This window comes from Streptomyces sp. SID3212, assembly GCF_009865405.1.
GTDB lineage: Bacteria > Actinomycetota > Actinomycetes > Streptomycetales > Streptomycetaceae > Streptomyces.
This window is the reverse complement of the sequence record NZ_WWJY01000599.1, coordinates 1-1,612: the sequence shown is the minus strand read 5'-3', so window position 1 is coordinate 1,612 and position 1,612 is coordinate 1. Positions and strand designations below refer to the sequence as shown.

At 74.9% G+C, this 1,612-nt stretch carries 2 protein-coding genes; both read right to left on the bottom strand.

Annotated elements, in window-relative coordinates:
* Positions 1-59 precede the first annotated feature (59 nt).
* On the bottom strand, positions 60-656 hold the full coding sequence (locus tag GT042_RS17970; protein WP_161309731.1) for a DUF5998 family protein: 597 nt from the start codon (positions 654-656) through the stop codon (positions 60-62).
* 105 nt (positions 657-761) lie between these two features.
* A partial coding sequence (locus tag GT042_RS17965) for an acetate--CoA ligase family protein (RefSeq protein WP_202533045.1) occupies positions 762-1,612 on the bottom strand: 851 nt, incomplete at its 5' end.

The window sequence follows — 1,612 nt, the reverse complement described above, 5'->3', positions numbered from 1 at the left end:
CCGGGGCTTCGCCGGCTGCGGGCGGGGGCGTGGCCGTGGGCCGGGTGGCTGCGCGGACATCAGCGAGCGGTCGCCGCGGTGGCCGCGGTGGCTTCCGAGAGGGCCTGGGCGAAGGCGAGCGTCTGGCGGACGGTGTCGGGGCCGTCGCCGGCCTCGCTGACCCGCAGGCTCAGGTCGTCGGCGGTGGAGCTGCCCGTATACCCGTGGTCCGCCTCGCAGTTGGGGTCGCCGCAGGCGGCGGGCTCCAGGTCGATACGGGAGACCGCGCCCCAGCCGATGGTGAGGACGACCTCGCGGGGCAGCGTGCCGGGGGTGTACGACTCCGGATTGCCGACGACCCGGCTGACCACGACCGACGAGATGCGGTCGATCTTGACGGATTCGGTGGAGGTGGTGGCGTAGGGCGTCGGGGAGCTGGTGTCGGAGGCCTGTTCGTCGGTGTGGCTGACGATGAAGCGGTGGGCCGTCAGGACGAGGACGGTGACATGGCGGCGCACCTCGTTCGCGTCGAAGGTGGTCTCCTGGTGCACCACGTACGACACGATCGGCTCGCCGCCGACAGCGGCCTCCACCGCCTCGGCCACGAGAGCCGGGTAGTAGCCGCTGCGCTCGATCGCCGTGCGCAGCCCCTGGGTCGTCGTACCGGTCTTCGCCATGGGCTCCATCCTACGGTGGCCGGATGGCTTCGGAGGACGGCGTGCGGGCCCGGTCCGGGACGGCCGGTGTCCCCGGGGTGTGTCCGGGATGTGTCCGGGGGATCGTCAGTAGCTCGGCAGGCGGCGCGGGCCGAAGTCGTCGCGGGCGGGGGGCGGGGCGAGGCGGACGCCCGCGCCGAGGACGGAGAGTCCGTGGGTGGCGACGACGACGGGTTCGAGGTCGACGGAGACGATCTCGGGGTGGTCGTCGACCAGCCGGGAGACGCGGAGCAGCAGCTCTTCGAGGGCGGGGGTGTCGACGGGCGTGGAGCCGCGCCAGCCGAACAGGAGCGGGGCGGCCCTGATGGACCTGATCTGCTCGGCGGCGTCGCGGTCGGTGGCGGGGACGAGGCGGTGGGCTAGGTCGCCGAGGAGTTCGGAGGCGGCGCCGGCGAGGCCGAAGGAGAGGACGGCGCCGGCGGCCGGGTCGATGGCGGCGCGGACGACGGTGTCGACACCGCGGGGGGCCATGGACTGGACGACGGGGAGCAGTTCGGCGGGGGTGCCGAGGGCGTCGGTCAGCTCGCCGTACGCGAGGCGGAGTTGGGCCTCGTCGCCGAGGTCGAGCCGTACGCCGCCGAGGTCGGCGCGGTGGCGGAGGTGGGGCGCGGTCGTCTTGAGGGCGACGGGGTATCCGAGCCGCGCGGCGGCGGTGGCGGCCGCGTCGGGTCCTGGCGCGGGGAGGGTGGGCCGTACGGAGATCCCGTACCGCCCGAGCAGTTCCACGGCGTCGTCGTCCCCGAGCCTCACCCCCCGTGGATCGGCCACCCCTTCCGCGAGCGCCCGCCGGATGAGCGCCCCGGCCCCGGCCTCGTCGATGGTGTCGTACTCGGGCACCTTCCCCGGCTCGGCGATCCCCCGGCGCCAGGCGGCGTACTGCACGACCTCGGCGAGGGCACGGACGGCGCGCTCGGCGG